The sequence below is a fragment of the Enterococcus sp. DIV0691 genome (genome assembly GCF_051711145.1).
Classification (GTDB): Bacteria; Bacillota; Bacilli; order Lactobacillales; family Enterococcaceae; genus Enterococcus_B; species Enterococcus_B hirae.
Genome location: NZ_JBIOLY010000001.1, coordinates 1,548,489 through 1,569,158, shown reverse-complemented (window position 1 = coordinate 1,569,158; position 20,670 = coordinate 1,548,489). Strand labels below are relative to the sequence as shown.

General features: G+C 35.3%; 17 protein-coding genes and 2 pseudogenes. 15 read left to right on the top strand and 4 right to left on the bottom strand.

Annotation, left to right across the window (positions count from 1 at the left end):
* The first annotated feature begins 127 nt into the window (after positions 1 to 127).
* Positions 128 to 1,963, top strand: coding sequence for a translation elongation factor 4 (gene lepA, locus IGJ11_RS07080; protein ID WP_010719053.1), 1,836 nt, complete (start codon positions 128 to 130; stop codon positions 1,961 to 1,963).
* A 140-nt stretch (positions 1,964 to 2,103) separates the two neighbouring features.
* Here lepA and IGJ11_RS07075 read toward each other — a convergent pair.
* A pseudogene (locus tag IGJ11_RS07075) lies at positions 2,104 to 2,388 on the bottom strand (transposase); the annotation flags it as partial.
* Between the two features lie 374 nt (positions 2,389 to 2,762).
* Here IGJ11_RS07075 and IGJ11_RS07070 point away from each other — a divergent pair.
* Together IGJ11_RS07070 and IGJ11_RS07065 are read left to right on the top strand one after the other, a co-directional pair.
* Positions 2,763 to 2,957 (top strand): hypothetical protein, encoded by a 195-nt coding sequence (locus tag IGJ11_RS07070; RefSeq protein WP_053766822.1) that lies wholly within the window; start codon positions 2,763 to 2,765, stop codon positions 2,955 to 2,957.
* A gap of 293 nt (positions 2,958 to 3,250) precedes the next feature.
* Positions 3,251 to 3,448, top strand: coding sequence for a cold-shock protein (locus IGJ11_RS07065; RefSeq protein ID WP_010718754.1), 198 nt, complete (start codon positions 3,251 to 3,253; stop codon positions 3,446 to 3,448).
* Positions 3,449 to 3,938: 490 nt separating this feature from the next.
* Here the strand turns inward: IGJ11_RS07065 and IGJ11_RS07060 are convergent.
* A pseudogene (locus IGJ11_RS07060) lies at positions 3,939 to 4,138 on the bottom strand (tyrosine-type recombinase/integrase); the annotation flags it as partial.
* A gap of 93 nt (positions 4,139 to 4,231) precedes the next feature.
* On the bottom strand, positions 4,232 to 5,299 hold the full coding sequence (locus IGJ11_RS07055; RefSeq protein ID WP_438772467.1) for a helix-turn-helix domain-containing protein: 1,068 nt from the start codon (positions 5,297 to 5,299) through the stop codon (positions 4,232 to 4,234).
* A gap of 135 nt (positions 5,300 to 5,434) precedes the next feature.
* Between IGJ11_RS07055 and IGJ11_RS07050 the strand changes: the two genes are divergently transcribed.
* From IGJ11_RS07050 to IGJ11_RS07000, 11 genes are all read left to right on the top strand, one after another.
* Complete coding sequence (locus tag IGJ11_RS07050; protein ID WP_010737665.1) at positions 5,435 to 6,727, top strand: PTS sugar transporter subunit IIC; 1,293 nt, start codon at positions 5,435 to 5,437, stop codon at positions 6,725 to 6,727.
* Between the two features lie 18 nt (positions 6,728 to 6,745).
* Positions 6,746 to 7,849: a DUF871 domain-containing protein gene (locus tag IGJ11_RS07045; RefSeq protein ID WP_178286183.1), complete on the top strand. Its 1,104-nt coding sequence runs from the start codon at positions 6,746 to 6,748 to the stop codon at positions 7,847 to 7,849.
* Positions 7,842 to 8,759, top strand: a complete 918-nt coding sequence (locus IGJ11_RS07040; RefSeq protein ID WP_034698145.1) for an ROK family protein — start codon at positions 7,842 to 7,844, stop codon at positions 8,757 to 8,759. Before IGJ11_RS07045 ends, IGJ11_RS07040 begins: the two co-directional genes overlap by 8 nt.
* A 41-nt stretch (positions 8,760 to 8,800) precedes the next feature.
* Positions 8,801 to 9,595 (top strand): alpha/beta hydrolase, encoded by a 795-nt coding sequence (locus tag IGJ11_RS07035; RefSeq protein WP_438772465.1) that lies wholly within the window; start codon positions 8,801 to 8,803, stop codon positions 9,593 to 9,595.
* Positions 9,573 to 11,018, top strand: a complete 1,446-nt coding sequence (locus tag IGJ11_RS07030; RefSeq protein ID WP_207432094.1) for a glycoside hydrolase family 1 protein — start codon at positions 9,573 to 9,575, stop codon at positions 11,016 to 11,018. Before IGJ11_RS07035 ends, IGJ11_RS07030 begins: the two co-directional genes overlap by 23 nt.
* A 2-nt stretch (positions 11,019 to 11,020) precedes the next feature.
* Positions 11,021 to 11,890: an ROK family protein gene (locus IGJ11_RS07025; protein WP_207432096.1), complete on the top strand. Its 870-nt coding sequence runs from the start codon at positions 11,021 to 11,023 to the stop codon at positions 11,888 to 11,890.
* Between the two features lie 585 nt (positions 11,891 to 12,475).
* Positions 12,476 to 13,909 (top strand): helix-turn-helix domain-containing protein, encoded by a 1,434-nt coding sequence (locus tag IGJ11_RS07020; RefSeq protein WP_438772464.1) that lies wholly within the window; start codon positions 12,476 to 12,478, stop codon positions 13,907 to 13,909.
* Between the two features lie 457 nt (positions 13,910 to 14,366).
* Positions 14,367 to 15,053, top strand: coding sequence for a WxL domain-containing protein (locus tag IGJ11_RS07015; protein WP_010719065.1), 687 nt, complete (start codon positions 14,367 to 14,369; stop codon positions 15,051 to 15,053).
* A gap of 40 nt (positions 15,054 to 15,093) precedes the next feature.
* Positions 15,094 to 16,074, top strand: coding sequence for a DUF916 and DUF3324 domain-containing protein (locus tag IGJ11_RS07010; RefSeq protein WP_242697154.1), 981 nt, complete (start codon positions 15,094 to 15,096; stop codon positions 16,072 to 16,074).
* Between the two features lie 16 nt (positions 16,075 to 16,090).
* Positions 16,091 to 18,109 (top strand): MucBP domain-containing protein, encoded by a 2,019-nt coding sequence (locus IGJ11_RS07005; RefSeq protein ID WP_251849147.1) that lies wholly within the window; start codon positions 16,091 to 16,093, stop codon positions 18,107 to 18,109.
* Positions 18,058 to 18,498, top strand: a complete 441-nt coding sequence (locus IGJ11_RS07000; protein ID WP_251849145.1) for a hypothetical protein — start codon at positions 18,058 to 18,060, stop codon at positions 18,496 to 18,498. The genes IGJ11_RS07005 and IGJ11_RS07000 overlap by 52 nt, the downstream gene beginning before the upstream one ends.
* Before the next feature lie 478 nt (positions 18,499 to 18,976).
* Here IGJ11_RS07000 and IGJ11_RS06995 read toward each other — a convergent pair whose 3' ends face one another.
* On the bottom strand, positions 18,977 to 19,579 hold the full coding sequence (locus tag IGJ11_RS06995; RefSeq protein ID WP_438772463.1) for a DUF4352 domain-containing protein: 603 nt from the start codon (positions 19,577 to 19,579) through the stop codon (positions 18,977 to 18,979).
* Positions 19,580 to 20,021: 442 nt separating this feature from the next.
* Here IGJ11_RS06995 and IGJ11_RS06990 point away from each other — a divergent pair, with 442 nt between their 5' ends.
* Positions 20,022 to 20,408 (top strand): DUF1093 domain-containing protein, encoded by a 387-nt coding sequence (locus IGJ11_RS06990; protein ID WP_081127537.1) that lies wholly within the window; start codon positions 20,022 to 20,024, stop codon positions 20,406 to 20,408.
* Positions 20,409 to 20,670: the final 262 nt, after the last annotated feature.

Genomic DNA, 20,670 nt, shown 5'->3' with positions numbered 1-20,670 from the left:
TACTTGTTATTAGTATAGCAAATTTTCATAAAAAAAACTTCTAAAGCTGACTAGGTAAAAAGTCTTTAAATTCATGCTTTTCATTGATATAATGAGAGGTGCTGATTAAACGAAAAGAGGAGACGCTATGGATATAAAAAAAATGAAACAACGACAAGAGCAAATTCGAAATTTTTCGATCATTGCTCATATCGACCATGGAAAATCAACGCTGGCCGATCGTATTCTGGAAAAGACGAACACTGTGACGTCTCGTGAAATGCAGGATCAGCTATTAGACTCAATGGATCTAGAGCGTGAACGTGGAATCACGATTAAATTAAATGCTGTCGAATTGAATTATACAGCCAAAAATGGCGAAACCTATATCTTCCATCTCATCGACACCCCTGGGCACGTCGATTTCACTTATGAAGTATCAAGGAGTTTAGCAGCCTGTGAAGGTGCGGTATTAGTAGTTGATGCGGCACAGGGAATCGAGGCTCAAACATTAGCAAATGTTTACTTAGCTTTGGATAATGATCTGGAAATTTTGCCAGTCATCAATAAAATCGATCTTCCAGCTGCTGATCCAGAACGTGTACGACAAGAAATCGAAGATGTTATCGGAATCGATGCCAGTGAGGCAGTCCTGGCTAGTGCTAAAGCAGGAATTGGGATTGAAGAAATACTTGAACAAATCGTTGAATATGTACCAGCCCCATCAGGCGATCTGGATGCCCCTTTGAAAGCATTGATCTTTGATTCCGTGTACGATAGTTATCGAGGAGTCGTTCTGAATGTTCGAATCACAGACGGCATGGTCAAACCAGGCGATAAAATCAAATTGATGAGTAACGGCAAAACATTTGATGTGACAGAAGTGGGAGTCTTTTCACCAAAAGCTGTTGCTAGAGATTTCTTGATGGTCGGTGATGTAGGGTATATCACGGCAAGTATCAAAACGGTCCAAGACACACGAGTAGGGGACACAGTTACGTTAGCAGATAATCCAGCAGAAGAAGCGCTACCTGGATACCGTAAAATGAATCCAATGGTTTACTGTGGATTATATCCAATTGATACTTCCCGTTACAATGATTTGCGTGAAGCACTTGAAAAATTACAACTAAACGACGCAGCACTACAGTTTGAACCTGAAACCTCACAAGCTCTTGGCTTTGGCTTCCGTTGTGGATTCTTAGGTTTATTACACATGGATGTAGTCCAAGAACGTTTGGAACGTGAGTTCAACTTAGAGTTGATCACAACGGCACCTTCTGTAATCTATCATGTGAATAAAACAGATGGGTCTATGACAGTCGTCGATAATCCAGCAGATTTTCCAGAACCAGTAACGATCCAAGATGTTGAAGAACCTTTTGTCAAGGCACAGATCATGGTTCCAAATGACTTCGTTGGTGCAGTGATGGAACTATCCCAAAGAAAACGTGGAGAATTCATCACAATGGATTATTTAGATGATTATCGAGTGAATGTTGTTTATAACATTCCACTTTCTGAAATCGTTTTTGACTTTTTCGATAAACTAAAATCCAGCACGAAAGGTTATGCTTCCTTGGATTATGAAATGTCCGGTTATCAAAAGAGCAAGTTAGTAAAAATGGATATTTTATTAAATGGAGAAAAAGTCGATGCGTTAAGTTTCATCGTTCACCGAGATTTTGCTTATGAACGAGGAAAAGCAATCGTTGAAAAACTGAAAAAACTAATTCCACGTCAACAATTTGAAGTGCCGATCCAAGCAGCTATCGGACAAAAAATCGTTGCTCGTTCAGATATCAAAGCATTACGTAAAAACGTCTTAGCAAAATGTTATGGTGGAGATGTCTCACGTAAACGTAAACTTCTTGAAAAACAAAAAGAAGGAAAGAAACGAATGAAACAAATCGGTAGCGTCGAAGTCCCACAAGAAGCCTTCATGGCTGTTCTGAAAATGGATGAGGATGAACCGAAGAAATAGCAAAGGGTCTAGCCATTGAGCTAGACCTTTTTTATCTGTTTTTCCCACGGTTTTCTCAGGCTCTTTGTCAAATGATGTTGGTAAAGAGAAATCTTAGAATAATTTGGGGCAGAAAGAAGAAAAACTTCTTTCTGTTCTTTTTATTTGGTTAAAATAGTTTTACCATGTCGAATCATGATCCGTCGTTTGAAATGATAAAAATTTCGAAACCCATAAGCATTGCGTTTTAATACTTTAATATGGTTGTTTAAACATTCTAGTGGTCCGTTTGAATAACTGTAGCGGAGGGCATTTTGGATCTGTGGCAGAAACTTTTTAAATGTTCGCAAAGTTGTCGCATAAGTTTCAGGTAGCCGGCTGACTTCTCTGGATAAACAGTCCTCAAATAGTGAATGATCTCTTTTCTTTTTAAGATTGATGACATCTATTCAGAGCTACTTGAAAAAGTAGCTCTTTTTAGTTGCTTTTGATTAATCTATTTTATTAAGAATAGATTGCATTTTTATTCTGCCATTTTTGGTTAAATATAATGTTTTTTATTATTAGGTAATATTTTTTATATTAGATATAACAAAAACAAATAAAAAAACTTAATTTAATAGATTATAATTAAAATGTGCTACAAGATATTTCATGTTGTATTCGCATTATTCAGGTTAAACTATGTAGCACAAAATAAATTTCGTAGTAACTACGATCAACCTCACAAAGATCTCCTGTATTTTACTGCGATTTATTATCTATGAGACTACTCATAAGAGTAGTCTTTACATAAAAAACTAATAAAGAAGGTATCACTATGTATTATGTAGAAGTACAAACACGAGGAGTAAAAAACAAACAATATGTCAAAAGTGTAATCAATAATTATCCACTATTAGGATCATGGAAAGAGGCTGAACCATTTTCAAAAGAATGTGCATTGCAAATAAAATCATTTTTAGAACAAGAACTAATTTGTGGAAAAGCAATAGTCAATATAGTAGAAAAGTAAAATTTATTAAAGTTTTAAGTAAATGATGTAATATTGTAATTAGTGGCGTTAGTCGTTTATTTTCAAATTTTTCATCCTTTAATTAATCATTCTAAATATTTACTCCAAATTTTGTATTAAAAAGTGTATCAAGCAGTTATCCTTGTGTTACCATTGCATCCGTGTTATAGTAATTAAGTAATCTAATTTGAAACGTAATCTGAGCGATATATTCACACTATAAAAACTCCTTTTACCAAGTAATATTAATTGCAACAAAACACGTATTATATACGTATTAGGAGGAAATATATATGAATAACGGTACAGTAAAATGGTTTAACTCAGATAAAGGTTTTGGATTTATCACTGGTGAAGATGGAAATGACGTATTTGCACACTTCTCAGCTATCCAAGGAGATGGATTCAAAACATTAGACGAAGGTCAAGCTGTTTCATATGATATTGAAGAAGGACAACGTGGTCCTCAAGCGGTAAATATCGTAAAATAATGTTGAACTTTAACCACCTCGATTGAGGTGGTTTTTTTTATATTATGGCTCATAAGCATCCGGTCGTATAATCGAGTCTTACAAGGTAAAAAATATTCTATTAAAGAAATAATTTCGCCATTTTTTCGCCCCTTTATAAAATATCCATTATTATTATATGAGTATCAGCAAGTATTAAATAATAGGCTCTTGCTTAATATGAAAGTTGGTATAATAGGATTTATAATGATGTATAGATATTAGAAAAACTTTGTGAATAACACAATCTTATAGGAAGCCTTCATGGCTGTTCTGAAAATGGATGAGGATGAACCGAAAAAATAGCAAAGGGTCTAGCCATTGAGCTAGACCCTTTTTTATCTGTTTTTCCCACGGTTTTCCCACATGTGAAGAAATAGCAGCGCTTACTTGAAAATAGTGTAAAAATTAGACCATGTTTACATGGATTTACCACCGGTTTGCCACCGGTGGTTTTTTTTGGTGGCAAACCTCAAGAGTTCTTTCTAAGCTTCTCCATAATGTCGACCGTTTCATTTTGCATTTTATTCGGCATGTGAGAGTATCCATCGTAATAGAAATTCTGCTATGCCCTAGTCGTTCAGGAATTTCCTTCATCTTAGCACCATTTTCAAGAAGAGTAGCGTGAGTATGCCGCAAAGAATGAAAGTTGAATGAGAGGGGGAGTGCATTCTAGATTTAGTATTTCATTTCACTACACTTTGAATGATCAGTTTCATGCTTCCCCTAATCCTTGAACTGAGCGATTACTACTATTATCACTACTCAATAAGAATAATAGACACGATTGCGCTGATATTTATATGGGGTTATGCCTACGATCTTTTTGAATACGGTTGAGAAATGGCTCTGGGTGCTAAATGATAGTTCTTCGGCAATTTGATTGATGGATTTGTTAGAAAATAATAAAAAGTACTTGGCCTTTTCAATTTTCTTCAAATGCATGAAATCTTTAAAATGCATCCCAACTTCTTTATAAAATAACCTTCCCACGTATTTTGAATCCCGATTTAAAACATCACAGATATCTTTTAAAGAAATAGCTTCATACAGATGATTTTCTACATAGTTAAGAACACATACGGTAACAGGGCTATAGGTTTTTTTAGGAATATTGGTTGGATGAGCCAAAAAGTCATGAATGGCTTGCTTAGCTAATGTTTCAAACTTATTGATATCACGAATTTCCTGTAAATATTCATAGTACTGAAACTGTCTATTAAAAACTTTGCTTACCGGTACACCTTTTTCAACTTCCACTCGTGTAAGTAATGTAATGAGCGCACAATAAAAACATTTAAGTTGATCGCTTGTAAGGCTCTTATAGTAATATTTGATAAATAATTCAAGTGTTTTTATTGCAGCTAATTTATTGCGATCTTTTACATGAGAAAAGAGCAGCAACTCTAACTTATAGTATTCTTCAATATCGTAAAAAGTATTATAAGAGAATGTTTGTGATTGGTAAAATTCTTCTAGATTTAATTGCTTATCGTCGATTTTTTTTGGTGAATGATGATTTGCTAATATAAATAGATTTGTAAGGATTTGTCTGAATTCTTGTGTGGTATCCTCGGCTTCTTTTAAACCAAAATTTACCTCAGCCATGAGTAATGGGCCACAGGTAATCTGCATATAACCTGTCTCTGATGAACTGTCACTATATAAAAAAGTTCCATAGATTTCTCGTTTTATATTATACATTTGAATAGCAGAAAGCTGATTTTCTTCTGTTTTTAGTGTTTTTTCAACCACACTGACGGGAATGCCTAGTTTTTCTGTTATGGATATTAATGAAATAAGGATTGGCGACATACTAACACCTCCATTCAAAATATAAAACACTTTCTTAATAAAAGAAACACTTTTTTGGTATATCTATTCATAATCATTGTTTATACTATGGATGATTAAAGTACTTGATCAAAAAAACATTTATTTAAACATATTAGAATGGAGTATTGAGTAATGAAAAAATTCGAAGCATTTTTAAACAACAATTTGTTGCCGCTTTCAGCAAAGATGCAAAACAATAATATCTTAGGAGCACTATCTGAAGGATTTATTCGAACAAGTCCAGCGACGATTGGATCTGCGTTCATTTTAATTTTAGCAAATTTCCCGATTCCTGCTTGGCTTAAATGGTTACAGGATATGAACTTAGCACCTGGTTTAGCCGCTGTTAGTAATGCCTCTATTGGTCTAATGGGTTTATTTGCAGTTTATAATATTGCGTATGCATATGCGAATCGCTTAGGTGTCCATTCACAAAATGCAGGTCTAATTTCTCTCGCTTCATATTTTATTTTAATCCCTCAACAAGTTGTTACGCATGTCAACGATGGGGGAAAATGGGTGGAATCAACAGTCAACGCGGTGAAATTTGATTATTTAGGAGGACAAGGTATTTTTGTAGGAATGATCGTTGCAATTGGAATTACCAAATTGTATTCTATCTTGTCAAAGAAAAATTTTACGATCAAATTACCAGCATCAGTGCCACCAATGGTTTCTGATTCCTTAGCACCGACGTTTATTGTGACCACGATTTTCTTATTTGTATGTGCCATTCGGATTGCTTTTTCGTTTACTGATTTTGGAGATATCTTTACTTTTATTACAGAAATGATTAGTGCACCGTTGAATAGTTTGATGGCTAATCCAGTATCAATGATTTTTATTCAAGTATTGATTGCTTTCTTGTGGTTCTTTGGTATCCATAATGCTGTGTTATCTGGACCACTTTCAGCTGTAACCTTAACAATGATGACTGCTAATATCGATGCTTATACCAATGGTAGCACGTTGCCTTTTGCCATGGCTTCTCTTGTGTATGGTGTTTGTGGAGCGGCAGGAAATGCGCTTGGTCTGGTTATTTGTTTATTCTTCTCTAAGTCAGCTCGCTATAAAGAAATGTTTAAGTTAGGTGCGTTGCCAACGATTTTTAATATTACCGAGCCGCTAAACTTTGGGATTCCGACAGTAATGAATCCAATCTTTTTCTTACCATTAGTTTTAAGCCCACTTGTTGCAGGTTTTGTTTCTTGGGGATTAATGAGTACGATCTTGCCAATTCCCTATAATCCTACGGCAGAAGCGATTCCTTGGACAACACCAGGATTTGTTAAGTTTTCATTGATTGGTAACTGGCAATTCCTGTTGATTTACATTATTATCACGGCAATTGTGGCATTGATTTGGTTCCCATTTGTTAAAGTGGCTGATATGAAAGAGCTACAGGAAGAAATGAAAAATAAATAATTGTTAGGAGTAAATCCAGTGTTAGGAATTTCCTTATATCCAGAAAAAGCTTCATTTAATGAAATGAAAAACTATTTAGCTTTAGCAAAATCGTATGGCTTTCAACGTGTATTCTTGAGCTTGCTTCAAATTGATCGGAACAATGTCAGTGAGTCCATGGAAAAATATTTAAAAATAATCAAAGAAGCAAGAGAGCAAGAATTTGAAGTAGCTATTGATTTTATCCCACCAATATTTGATCTTTTAGGAGAGTCCTATAAAGACTTAACATTTTTAGCTGATTGGGGAATTAATTGTATACGCTTAGATGCTGGTATGACAGGGAAAGAAGAAGCTGAAATGACTAAAAATCCTTATGGTATCAAGATTGAATTAAATATGAGCAATTATTCTCATTATCTTGATCAAATTTTGGATTATGGTCCGAATCGAAAGCAGCTTACTGGTTGCCATAATTTTTTCCCACAGCAATATACAGGGCTATCCAGAGAGCAGTTTAAGCAGTATTCAATAAAATTCTGTCAAAGTTATTTAACGACAGCAGCATTTGTTACTTCTCAGTTCGGGGAACAGGGCCCTTGGCCATTACAAGAGGGGCTTTGTACCTTAGAGGAACATCGTCACCTACCAATAGGAATACAAGTGAGGGATCTTTTACAAAGTGGTCTAATAGATGATGTCCTGATTGGTACGATGTTTGCCTCAGAAGAAGAATTACGTCAAGTCAGTGAAGCTGCCAAAGATTCAATGAAAAAAATAGATATCACCTTAGTGGAAGATATTACTGCATTCGAACGACAGCTCTTATTTGACTACACGCATAACTATCGAGGAGACTCTTCGGATTATATGATTCGTTCAACTAGGCTTCGCGCTAAGATTGTAGATAAACCATTGCCTAGCAATCACCCAGTTCAGATGATCAAAAAAGGGGATATTCTCATTTTAAATGAGGCTTATGGGCAATATAAAGGTGAAGTTCAAATTGCTTTGAAAGATCGCCCTGGTGATAAAAAAATCAATCTTGTGGGGCATATTCCGGAAGATCGGTTATTTGAGATGAAAAACATACAACGCTTTGAAGATTTTAGATTTTGTGAGGTGAACAAACAGTATGACTAGCTATTACTTAGGTGTCGATATCGGGGGGACCTTTATTAAATTAGGAATAGTTGATTCTACAGGACAGATAATAAAAAAAGAAAAAATCACTAGTACAAATGATATGACACAAATTTTGACCGATTTGAAAAATTATTTAAACGAGCAACAACAGTATTTAGATATTTCTGGTGTAGGAATTAGTTTACCAGGAGTGATAAATCATGATGGAACGATGCAAACAGCAGGCTCCTTAAAAAAATTGATTGGCTTGAACGTTAAAGAAATTGCTCAAGACCATTTACAACTACCAGTGGAAATCATTACTGATAGTAAAGCGGTTGCCTTAGCTGAAGGTTGGCTTGGAAATGGGGCGAACTATAGTAATTATGTCTGCGTGACTTTAGGCTCCGCTATTGGAGGGGCGATCGTGATTGATCGTAAGCTTTATTGGGGGCAAGGTGGTTTAGCTGGTGAGTTCGGTGTTTCTTTAATGGGTAGAGAAAATCAGGAATATAAACTGGATTCTACTTCATTACATGCGGGTGTTGTCGGCGGTTTATGTCGCAAATATAGCTTAGCGATTGGGAAAGAAGTGAAGGATGCCAAGTATATCTTTGATTTGGCCGCACAAAAAGATGCATTAGCTAAAAAATATGTAGATGAATTTTTAGATGATGTTGCCCGACTTCTAACCAACATTAGTGTGTATATAGCACCCGAAGCTATTTTGATAGGAGGAGGGGTTAGTGGAAATTCTCAGATTATGGCGGAGATACAAGCAGCTTATACAAGAATTATTCATGAGTACCGAGTATTATCCAGCGTTCAAATGCCCCAAGTCATTCCTTGCAAATTGGCAAATGATGCCGGTGTAATTGGTTCAGTAAAACAAATCATAGATATGCAACAGATAGGTGATAATCAATGACAGCTCTTTTTGATATTAATTTTTTTTCCAAAACATTGAATATGAACACGACAATGAAGGTGATCGTCCCTCAAAGACAGAACCATTCAATCGGTGTGTCACAAGCTCCCGAATCTGAAACTTATAAAATTTTATATTTGCTTCATGGAATGACTGATGATCATACAATTTGGTTAAGGCGCTCTAATATCGAGCGTTATGTCTCAGATAAAAATATGATCGTAGTAATGCCAAATGTACACTTGTCATGGTATACAGATACAAAATACGGGCTGAATTACTGGAAATTCATTTCGGAAGAATTACTACAGGTTTGTCATGAATTTTTCCCATATATTTCCTCAAAAAGAACTGATCATCTCGTTGCTGGACTATCAATGGGGGGCTATGGCGCGATCAAACTAACGATGAAACGTAGTGATTATTTTGCCTATGGAGCTTCATTGTCTGGCGCATTAGATGTGGTTAACGGGTTAAAGAACAATAACCAGCAGTCTTTGACTGGGCAACCATTGTCTGACCAGGAAAAACTCTATTGGCAAGGGATTTTCGGAAATTTTGCACAAGCGGAATCAGAAAATCTTTTTACAATGTTGGAAGCGGGTCTCGGTAAAGAAGCAACGAACTATTTTGCTTGCTGTGGCTATCAAGATTTTTTATATGACCATACAAAAGCTTTTGAAAAAGAATGTCACAAGAAAAAGTACCAATTGACAACCGATTATTCTAATGGAAGTCACGAATGGGGCTATTGGGATAAACAAATTTTTAAGGTACTAGATTGGTATGAAGAAAATGAAAAGGGTGTAGAAAATGGAACATCAAAAATTAAATGACTTCCCAGAAGACTTCTTGTGGGGCTCTGCTTCAGCTGCCTATCAAGTAGAAGGTGCTTATGATGAAGATGGCAAAGGAGAATCTGTTTGGGATAAATTCGTAAAAATTCCTGGTAAAACATTTAAAGGAACAACAGGAGAAATTGCTGTTGATCATTATCACCGTTTTAAACAAGATATTGCATTAATGAAAGAACAAGGCTTGAAAACTTATCGATTTTCCGTGTCATGGACTCGGATTTTTCCTAACGGCAGAGGAGCAATCAATCAAGCTGGTTTAGCCTTTTATCAACGTTTAGTGGATGAATTGATCGACAATGACATTGAACCTATGTTGACGTTATATCATTGGGATCTTCCTCAAGCATTACAAGAAGAGTATCAAGGATGGGAATCTCGAAAAATTATCGAAGATTTTACCAACTATGCCCAAGTATTGTTTGAAGCATTTCGTGGAAAAGTTCATTATTGGATAAGCTTGAATGAGCAGAACATATTTATTTCCCATGGGTATTTGTTAGCTGCTCATCCACCAGGAGTTAGTGATCCTAAGCGTATGTATCATGCAAATCATATGGCAAATCTTGCAAATGCAGCAGTAATCAATAAATTTCATGAATTAGAGATGCCAGGTAAGATTGGACCAAGTTTTGCTTATTCTCCAAACTATGCCATTGATAGTAATCCCCAAAACGTTCTTGCTGCAGAAAATGCGGAGGATCTACTTGCAAATTTTTGGATGGATATTTACATGCAGGGGCGTTATCCGCTAGCTGCTTTGCGCTATTTAGAAGAAAAGGGCTGGGCTCCTGAAATTGAACCAGGAGATATGGCGTTGTTAGCAAGTGCCAAACCAGACTTTTTAGGGATCAATTATTATCAGTCAACAACCAATGGATTTAATCCGCTAACAGGAGTTGGTTTTGGTGAAATGAATACGACTGGTAAAAAAGGAACTTCTGGAGAAAGTGGTTTACCAGGAGTCTACAAAAAAGTCCCAAATCCTTTTGTTGAACGAACAAATTGGGATTGGGAGATTGATCCAAGTGGGCTGAGAATTGCTTTAAGAAGAATTGCTAGTCGTTATCAAACACCCATCATCATTACTGAAAACGGGCTGGGGGAATACGATAAACTAACTGAAAATAACCAGATTCATGACAGCTATCGAATCACGTATCTCAAAAGTCATATTCAAGCGATTCAAGAAGCTTTAACAGACGGTGTCGAAGTTTTAGGTTATTGTACTTGGTCATATACTGATTTACTTAGTTGGTTAAATGGCTATCAAAAGCGCTATGGATTTGTATATGTTGATCAAGATGAGTTGCAAAAAGGAAGCCTTAAGCGTTACAAAAAAGACAGTTATTTTTGGTATCAAAAGGTCATTGCAAGTAATGGCAGCAATTTGGAAGGGGTATAACCATGGGCATTTTAGCTTTAGATTTTGGGGGTACATCAATCAAATACGGACTTTGGAAAGAGGAATTGATTGAACAAGGTGTGACGCCACTGCCCAACACTTGGGAGGAAGCTTTAAAAGCAATCGAAATAATTTTGGAACGTTATCGAAACGATGAGTATCTGATTGATGGGATAGCAACTAGTGTACCTGGAGCTGTGAGTCAAGAAGAAGACAAAATTTATGGATTAACGGCAATTGATTACATTCATCACAGAAGTTTCACTCAGGAGCTATCTGATTATTTTCAATTACCTGTTACTATGGAAAATGATGCGAATTGTGCTGCTTTGTCAGAAATATGGAAAGGGCATGCAGATGATGCCCAAAGTATTTTATATTTTGTTTTTGGTACAGGTGTAGGTGGTGCTATTATCCAAAATAGACAAATTCAGGCAGGAAAACATCAATTTGGGGGAGAATTTGGCTATATGATGCTAAATGAAGAGGGTTCATTTAGTGAATTAGCAAGTATTGTTCGTACAACTGCCTTATACAATCAACGTCAAAACCAGTCGATTGATGGGCAAGAATTGTTCGTACGTGCAACAAATGGGGATGAATTAGCAAAATATTTAATCACACAATTTTGTCGGTATAGTGCTAGAGGTATTTATAATCTGATGATCAGTTTTGACCCAGATAAAATAATTATTGGGGGAGCCATTTCCAGTAACTCATTATTTATCACGAAGATGAAAGAAGAAATAGAATGTTTACGGACGCGGACAGGAGCACAGCGAGTGGAAACGGAGATTCTACCTTCAAAATTTGGAAATAATGCCAATTTAGTTGGTGCTGTGTACAATTTTATGATCAAAAAAGCTAAGTAAAAAATCGTCTATCGTTCACAAGCAATATTTTTTCAAAATCAATATATCCGAATAGAGAGATGTCAGAGTTTCTTCACTGTGAGCGAAACACGTCTTGCTATTCGGATATTTATTTTGTTTGTGTGAAACGAATAAAAGATAAGAGAGTTAGAAAATCAAAAATTGACAGCTAGAGTAGTTCGAGTTGTTCATCTAGTCTAAAATTAATTGATCAGATTATAAATGGAATTAGAGCTAAAAGCATGTTTGAACTTTTGTTGACTATTCATAGTTTTGTTTTAGTTAATAAATCGTAGTTTTATAGAAAGAAAAAAATGGCTCTTATCTAGGGCTTTTTATTTTGGACAAAATATTATAAATAATGTTACCCGAATGGTAGATTTTTCTGATTGTCATGGGAGAATGGATTTAGCTTTGTGACTTGAAAAATGACTCGTTAATTTCATATGAATTGATCGTAAACCAGTGTATGCTATAATCCAAAACGTTAACGAACAATGTCTTTTGAATGTTAAGAAAGTTAAAAATATTTAAATTGGTGGTGATTGAATGCAAACTTTTTTGACGAAAGCCTCCCAAAAAAAAGTGAAACTAATTCACTTTTTACTTGAAGCGGACAATGGGTATACGATGGATGAGATACAGCAATATATAGGAGGATCTGTTAAATCAATTTCTCTTTATATGAAGGAATTATCAGAGCTGTTTGAACAGTTTAATGGGAAAATTGTTTTACAAAATGAGAACAATCAGCGCTTTTGTATCCAAAAGGAAGAAGACTTTCCCATATATAGTATTTATCTTCCCTATTATAAAGAATCATATAATTACCAATTAATCGATTTTATGTTCAAATATCCCGAAAAAAGAATCGAAGACTTTGCAGAAAAACAATATACGAGTACATCTACCATTTTTAGATATGCTAAATTATTAGTTCCTTACTTTAAAAGATACAAGATCGGTTTTCACTCGTTTAAACTGGAAATAGAAGCCGAAGAGATCAATATCAGAAGTTTTTATTACTATTTTTATTGGGAATCAACACGAGATGGTCACTGGCCCTTTTTGATTGATTGTGACAGGATCATGAAGTATGTTCAATGTTTTGAAAAAACCTATGGATTTAAATTAGATGCTTTACAAACGAAAACGCTGAGTTTTTGGTTAGCGATTATACTTGAAAGAACTAAGAAGCAGATTATTTCACTAGATGAAGAGGTGAAATCAACAATCGAGAGTGATCCAAACTTTGAATTGGTCTCGATGTGGTTGAAAGAAAGCCAGTTACTATTGCCAGACAATGAACGATATTTTCTATATCGGGTAATCTATGCTTTCGGTATTGTTGAGGGAAAGGAGTGCTATGAGCAACAAGCGGTGCGTGCTCATACAAGAAGTCAAAGTTTAGCCTATCGTTTAGTTGAATTGCTCAGTTGTTCGTTAAAAGAAGTCTTTGATTACGACTTTGATCGAAGAAACCAGAACCATTTGTTTAGCTTGATTGCGTTTTATGAAAGAAGCTGTTTTTTCTGGGGGAATCCCGATGTTTTTTTCAATAAATCATATATATCTGAAGTAGAAAAGCTTGATCCTCAAATTTGCCGAATGGTTCAGAAGTTTCATGACTCGATGATACAGATAGCTCCCGCAGAGTTATTACCCCATTTAAAGAACACGCACCAGCTGTTTTTAAATTATTACTATTTGCTGGATTATTATGGATTGTTACTCAAAAGTATCCAACCAATAAAAATTTTGCTCACGGATGATCTACATCGTCCTCATCGATTATGGTTAATGAATAAAATCAAAACATTGTTTAGTAATGTTTATGCTCTTTCTTTTTTTGATTCTGAAACCAAATTTGAAGAGGTTGATTTAGTAATTTCAAATTATTTCTTGGATACGAAAGATACACCGTTACTGTTAATGAAAAACATTCCGACAGAACGTAACTGGCGAAATCTTGAAAAAATTTTATATGAGTTGCATAGAGAAAGAACTACAAACAAATAATTAAATACTTATCAACAATAAAAATTTTCAAGGGTTTATTTGTCAGAGTCTGAGACATAAAACTCACACTTTACTCTAAACGATGTTTAAGCATCAGCTCCTTGAAATAAGCCGAAGAATTCCAAAAATAGGAAAACTGTCTTTGGATTCTCCGGCTTTTTCTCAAATCTGGACATATCACGACCTCAATTTAATTGAAAAATAGATTGAGTCAATCAGCACTTTTGGATTTGATCGTAAATGGCTTAGCTGAGAATAAGTCGAATTGGCACCTGTTTTCAATCAATTATTGCAGTATCAATAGGAAATCAAATGAGAGACGAAACGTTTTTCAAAAAAGTACTTCTAATTTTTTTCCAGATTCCGGAATTTTTTTACTGTTTTTTTCCTCATCAAGAAATGGAAGAATAGTTGTAGTCGCAATTGCAGACTAATTTTTATTAGGAGGAAGAGAATTATGAAGAAACAAGTTGTTAGTATAGCTGGACTTGCCTTATTGGCATTAGGGACATCTAGTTCCGTGGTTTGTGCAGCTGAAAATGAAGGACTAACGAGTCAAGTCACAAATAAAACAAATGTAACTTTGAAGGAAGGTTCGGGTAGTGATGTCCAGCCAGTGGTACCAGATGATACCCATGATGACGATCCAAGCACAGGAGCGAAAGGTTCATTGTCTATTCCTTTCGCATCAAACATTACTTTTGGTGAACAAGAAATCCAACAAGGAGATGCGGATTATTTTGCATTGAATAAAAAGCCATTTGTCCAAGTGAATGATACTCGTGGGGGAGCGAAAGGCTGGACATTAGGTGTATCTATCTCACCATTTACTTCAACAGATAAAGATCACTCGGAGTTGACAGGCGCACAGCTATCTTTAAGCAATGGTCAAGTAGTAACGAAAAACAACTCATCCAAAGCACCTCATTTGGTAGAGTCAAAAGATCATACATTTGTACTAAACGAAGTCAATCAAACCGTTATGTTGGCTCAACCAGGCGAAGGTGCAGGGGCTTTTGCTGCAGTATTCGAAGGAACAGATGGCAAGAACGAAAATGTGAAATTACATGTTCCCCGGGCAGGTGTGGAAGCAAAAAATTATACAGCTGAGATTACTTGGACGTTAAGCGATGCTCCAGTATAAATTTAGGCCGGGATGGGGCTGGATAGTCTCCATCCTTTTTATGACAAGTTTACTGTTTGCTTGCCACCCTGCCTCAGTTTTTGCTGAAAAAACAGAAGTGAACTTTGAAGCTAAGGCTGTCTTGCCAGAGAATCAACGTTCAGAAGTAAGCTATTATGATCTTAAAGTTGAGCCTAACCAGTCCCAAGAGTTGACGATAAAGCTTAAAAATACCAGCTCTGAAAAGATAAAAGTCAAAGTAGCAGCCAATAATGCGACTACCAATAAAAATGGGGTGCTAGATTATTCACAACATGATCAAAAATTATTAGGTGGTCCTTCTTTAGAAGAACTGATTTCAGGTCCTCAAACAGTTGAACTGAATCCGAATGAAGAAAAAGATGTCGTGTTTCAATTAAAGATTCCGTCAACTGGATTTGAGGGGACGGTTCTGGGTGGTTTTTATTGCTATGAAGAAAAGAATAAGGCAGAGGATCAACCAGCTGGATTTAGCTTAGCAAATAAATTTGCGTATACAATTGGTATCCAACTCCAATGTTCAGACAAAAAAATTGCTCCTGAACTAAAACTCTTGGAGGCAAAGCCAGGACTAGATAATGGTTATTTAACAGTCTATGCAAAATTGGCAAATCCACAACCAATGATTATGAGTCAATTGGATCTTCATGCTTTCATCACAAAAAAGAAACAGAAAGAAGTACTGCACGATGTTAGTAAGCTGGTTTCTTTAGCACCACGAAGTACCTTCAAATTACCGATTAGTTGGGAAAATGAACCTTTAAAAAAAGGAGAGTATACGTTAACTACCGTTTTGAAAGAAAAGTCGGGGAAAGTTTGGACGTTGAAAAAAGACTTTACGGTAAAAGGAAAAGATGAAAGTCTTAACAACAAAACGGTTAAGCTTAAAAAATCGAAGAACAATAACTACCAATACTTATATGGGGGGCTAATTGTTTGCTTACTCATTATTGGCTTGTTACTGTGGCATATTACAAAATTGCGAAGGAATAAAGGAAATTAAAGGAAGTGGCACATTGATGAAAAAACGATGGCTCAATATACTCTTACTGGCTTTCTTAGTGGTTTTCCCACGAATTGGTTTAGCTGATAGCCAGGTCAATAGTCAGGTAGGGATTCGTTTTTACCAACCAACGAGTGCGAACCAAATTGTCCCAATGGAAAAAGTTCCTAATCCAAATGAGAGAAATAGACCAGTTACTGATGGACAAGCGAAGTCTGAAGAAGCTGGAAAAATAAAAATGTATCCCAAAACAAACCAATCTAACCATCATTTATCTCTCTTTATTGGTGCAGCTCTATTGACTTTAGTCATCCTGTATTGGTGTAAAAAGAGGAAGAAATTTGTTCGTAAGTTTAATAAAATTTGGTTACTTCCTTTTTTGTTAGGGTTGATTGGCATATTTCCAAAAGAAGTTCGAGCAGCTGGAAGTATTACAAATCTTCCGTATTTCAGATATGCAAATACGATAGAAACTCCCGCCAATAACACATTTATGATGCATTATGGTAGTTTTACAACTGTGGAACAAGTTAAAGGTCAGTATTCTGGGAATTGGCTGGTTGTCAATCAGGAAAATCCAGAAAGTAGTGCGTTGATCAAAAACGTTGGCTTTTTCAATGGGAAACCAGTAGATGTTAAAATAATAATGAAAAAAAAGGATGGACAAGCAGGAGGAGAGATCGGTATTGGCAATCCAAAAAGTTTTTTAGATATCGATATCTCTGGCGAAATCTTTCTTACTTATGAATTTTTCGATCAAGCGGGGAATGCTTTTCCAATTGAAACTTCTTTTAATTATTTTGGGATCAATCGAAACAAGTATATCGGCTATAATCATATCGGTAAGGTGGCAAAATATCTTGTTGCGAATAATCCAACAGATATCAGTTACCATACGTGGAGTGATGATCATTCTTTCTGGACGTATTTTGAAAATAATTTTTCGAAACCATGGGGGCATCCTACACAAGAGTTCCAGATTATCACTAAACCAGTAACTAAAATAGAAACGGTTGTTAAAAACTTAGATAATACGCCATCCTCTCTCATGTATGAAACAGATTTTTTGGCTAGTCCAGAGTTTCCTACTGCTGAAGCAGTGGATAAGCGTTTTGATAAGGAACAACAAAAGGTTACTTTAAATGCGATGCAAACCATACCGAATGTGGGACATGGGAATAAAATGAAAGATTTATCTGTGACTTTTTCATTGGATGATGTGACAGCTCACTCACAATATAAGATTAAAGATTTTAACGTAGTGAAGTTTGATGGGACGGACATTAGTGATCTTTTTGTGGGGAATCAAAAAGAGGATCACTCCTATCAACTAACGTTAAAAGACCCTAACAATGAAAATCTTTATGATACAGTTTTGAATTATCAACTTAATCTTGAGTGGATTGGGAGTAAGCAAAATCCGGTAGATAAAACGAATTTGAAAGAAGGCTATTTAAACATTCCTTTCACTGTTACTACACAGATTAATCACAAACAGAAAGGAACGAGTTCTGCCTATTCTTCTGTATACTACGTGGGGAAGGTCATACTGAATTACTTGGATGAAAATAACCAACAACTTTCTGATCCTAAAATCATTTCAGGAATCATAACAGATTCTTTTGATCTATCACAAGAATATCCAGAATTGAACGGATATTATCCAGTCAAGGAAATAGTGGAAAGGGATCAAGGAATCTTTACTCCAGAAGAACAGCAATTCGTTCATCATTATAAGAAAGGTTCGCCAATTGAATTTACTTTGATGCCTAAAGAAAATCCTTTACTGTTTTCTCGTTTCTCAAAAACAAGAGAGATGACGATTCATATTTCTTATGAAGAGAAACAGAATTTATCATTTATGGCGAAATGTGGAGATGAAGTCTTAAGGTTAAAGGACTATCTAAGTTCTGAAAACGAGATCCAAGATAAAGTGAATGTTCAGCTTCCTGAAAATTGGTTGAATAAGGAAGTTGCTTTTATATGGAAAACGAAAAAGGACAAAAATCAAAGGAAGAGAGCCGTCAGGTTTTAATTGATCACGGGGTTAAGCTTAGATTACCGGAACAGTTGACGTTTGGGGAACAACAGATTCCGGGGCAAGATCAATCGGTACAAGCAACGAATCAAAAAGAAATTCAGCTTATCGATGAAAGTGTGTTGGAGAAGAGTCATTGGCACGTTAAGTTAAAAGAAGAACGACCTTTAACTAACCAAGAGAATGACCAGTTGCATAATGCTCTTCATCTGTATAAGAGTGGAGTGGATCAAACGATTAATGCAGAAGACCAATTGGTTTGGCAAGGAGACGGTAGTGCAAGCTTCACTGATCATCATACGATCCAGTTAAATTTACATCCTTTTTACAAAACTGGGGCATATCAAGGAAGCCTAATTTGGACACTAGAAGATGCGCCAGGTTAAGATGGTTTTGACCAAACGATTCTTTTTTATATAGTCCCTCATAAGAAAAAGGATAAACGCAAAGGACACGAGTCAGAAAATAGTTGATTCGTGTCCTAAGCTTTGGTTATCAAGAGACTTATCAAAGACTTTGTCGTTCGATTACTCCAACTAGAAGAATACAACCGAGGTTTATAAAATGATATGCGGGAACTATGAAATACGATCGAAAAATTAGTTCACTTATGTAATATAAATTTTATGTAATATATAGAATTTAGTATTAGGAAGGATGAGATGAAAAAAACTAAACAAAACTAAATGAACGCAAAATACACAAACTGTTCAAAGCAATAACAGATAGTGACTATTTAAAAGAAGGACAGTAGATACTCGCTATTTCTGAACTTGTTTTTCACCAAAAAACGACGGTTAACCATATCAATAGCTAACCGTCGTTTAACTTTTTTTCTAAAATGTCCCGATATGAATCTATAAACTAGACTGTTGCTTTAAATTTCGCCGCTTTTTCGATAGAAACTAATGGACTAAACTGAATTTCGATGTCTCCAGTTTGATTCAGACCAAAATGAGCAGTACAATCCATTACTTTATCAGGAGCAACTGATCCCATTGTATTGTCATTTGGATAAGAAGAAGCTTTTTTATCGTCTGAGCCATAAACTTCTACATCCATTCCTACAGGAAGGTCATTTTGACCATTGTTTTTAATTGTGTAAGTAATCTTGACTACTTGAGCAGGTTGTTCATCTGCAAATTGATTTCTTTCGTCAGTAAGTTCCACACTGTTTAATGTATACTCAGCATCGCCAACTTTTACAGTATCCCCAACTTGGTAAAAACTTTCTGGCGCTTCTTTTGAAGAAGAGCTTGATGTAGCTTCTTTAGTAGAACTTGTTTTTTTCACTTTTTCTCCGCCGTTATCGCTTGCTTTATTGTCATCTGAGCCACCCAGTGCAGATCCAATTATTGCTACAAGAATGATTGCTAGTACCCAAAACCAAACTTTTTTATAAAATGGCTTTTTCTCCTTTACTACGTAACGTTTGCCATCTTCCCCTACAACACTTTTTTTAACCATTGTTTCCTCCATAATAATTATCTAATTTACTCCCACTTAATGGCAGGTAGTGATAGTCGCCAAATGATAGATATCTTGTGTTTCATTTATTAAGCCATCTTTATTACCAAATATTCAGTTTTTCACAAATGAAAAGCTTCAAAAAAACACCTAACAGTTCGCATCAAATAAGAATATTCATTTTTTACTTACATATAGTAACATGATGTGTTTGATTTGGAAATATGTAATTATAAAATTTGTTATTTTTTATTATTCGAAAGATCATATTAGGTATCGAGAAAGTAATAGAGAAGTAGGATTATCAAAAAAATGTAGGAGATGATAAGCATCTATTGATAAGTGGTTAATGTCATTTATGTGACAAATTTGAAAGATAAATAAATGGAAAAAAAAGCTCAAAAAAGATAAAATAAGTTAAATTTATTGATGAGGTGAGTTTATGAAAAAGGGAATATTCGGGGTTATTGTATTAATTTTATTAGGAGTTGGAGGATTTTTCGGTTACAAATATTATAGCGAAACGTATAAAACAACTACTGCATACACTAAGATTCCAGCAGAAGTGCCAGAAAAAACGAAATCAAAGAACAGCGATGGGAAAATCATTGCGGGTGAATATAGTTACCATTATGACGTGACTTTTGTAAAAGCTGATGGCAAAGCAACTAAACGAACATTTAGTGTGAGTGGAGAAGCACCACAACCATTGAAACCAGGTAGTTACGTGCAAGCTGACATCAGTGACAAAAGAACAAGCTCTCCTAGAGTAATTGCAGAAGAAAAGATTCCTAAAAAAATCAAAGATAAAGTAGATGAATTAAATTAGTTTTCAAAAAATGAATGAGACGATAAAAAGTCTGATTTAAAAACAACTATTAAATCTAGCCGGAGCATGTACTGGTTAGATTTTTTTTGTTGGTCAGTTATTCCATGTGATGAAGCATTGACGCAATTTGATGGAGAAATAGATTAGCAGGGGATTGTCCAAATACGCATTCTAGGATTCACGAATGAAATTTTGACAAAAAATCATTAATATGGTTTATTAAGAATAGAAAGATGAGGTGAATGAAATGGATAATGACCAG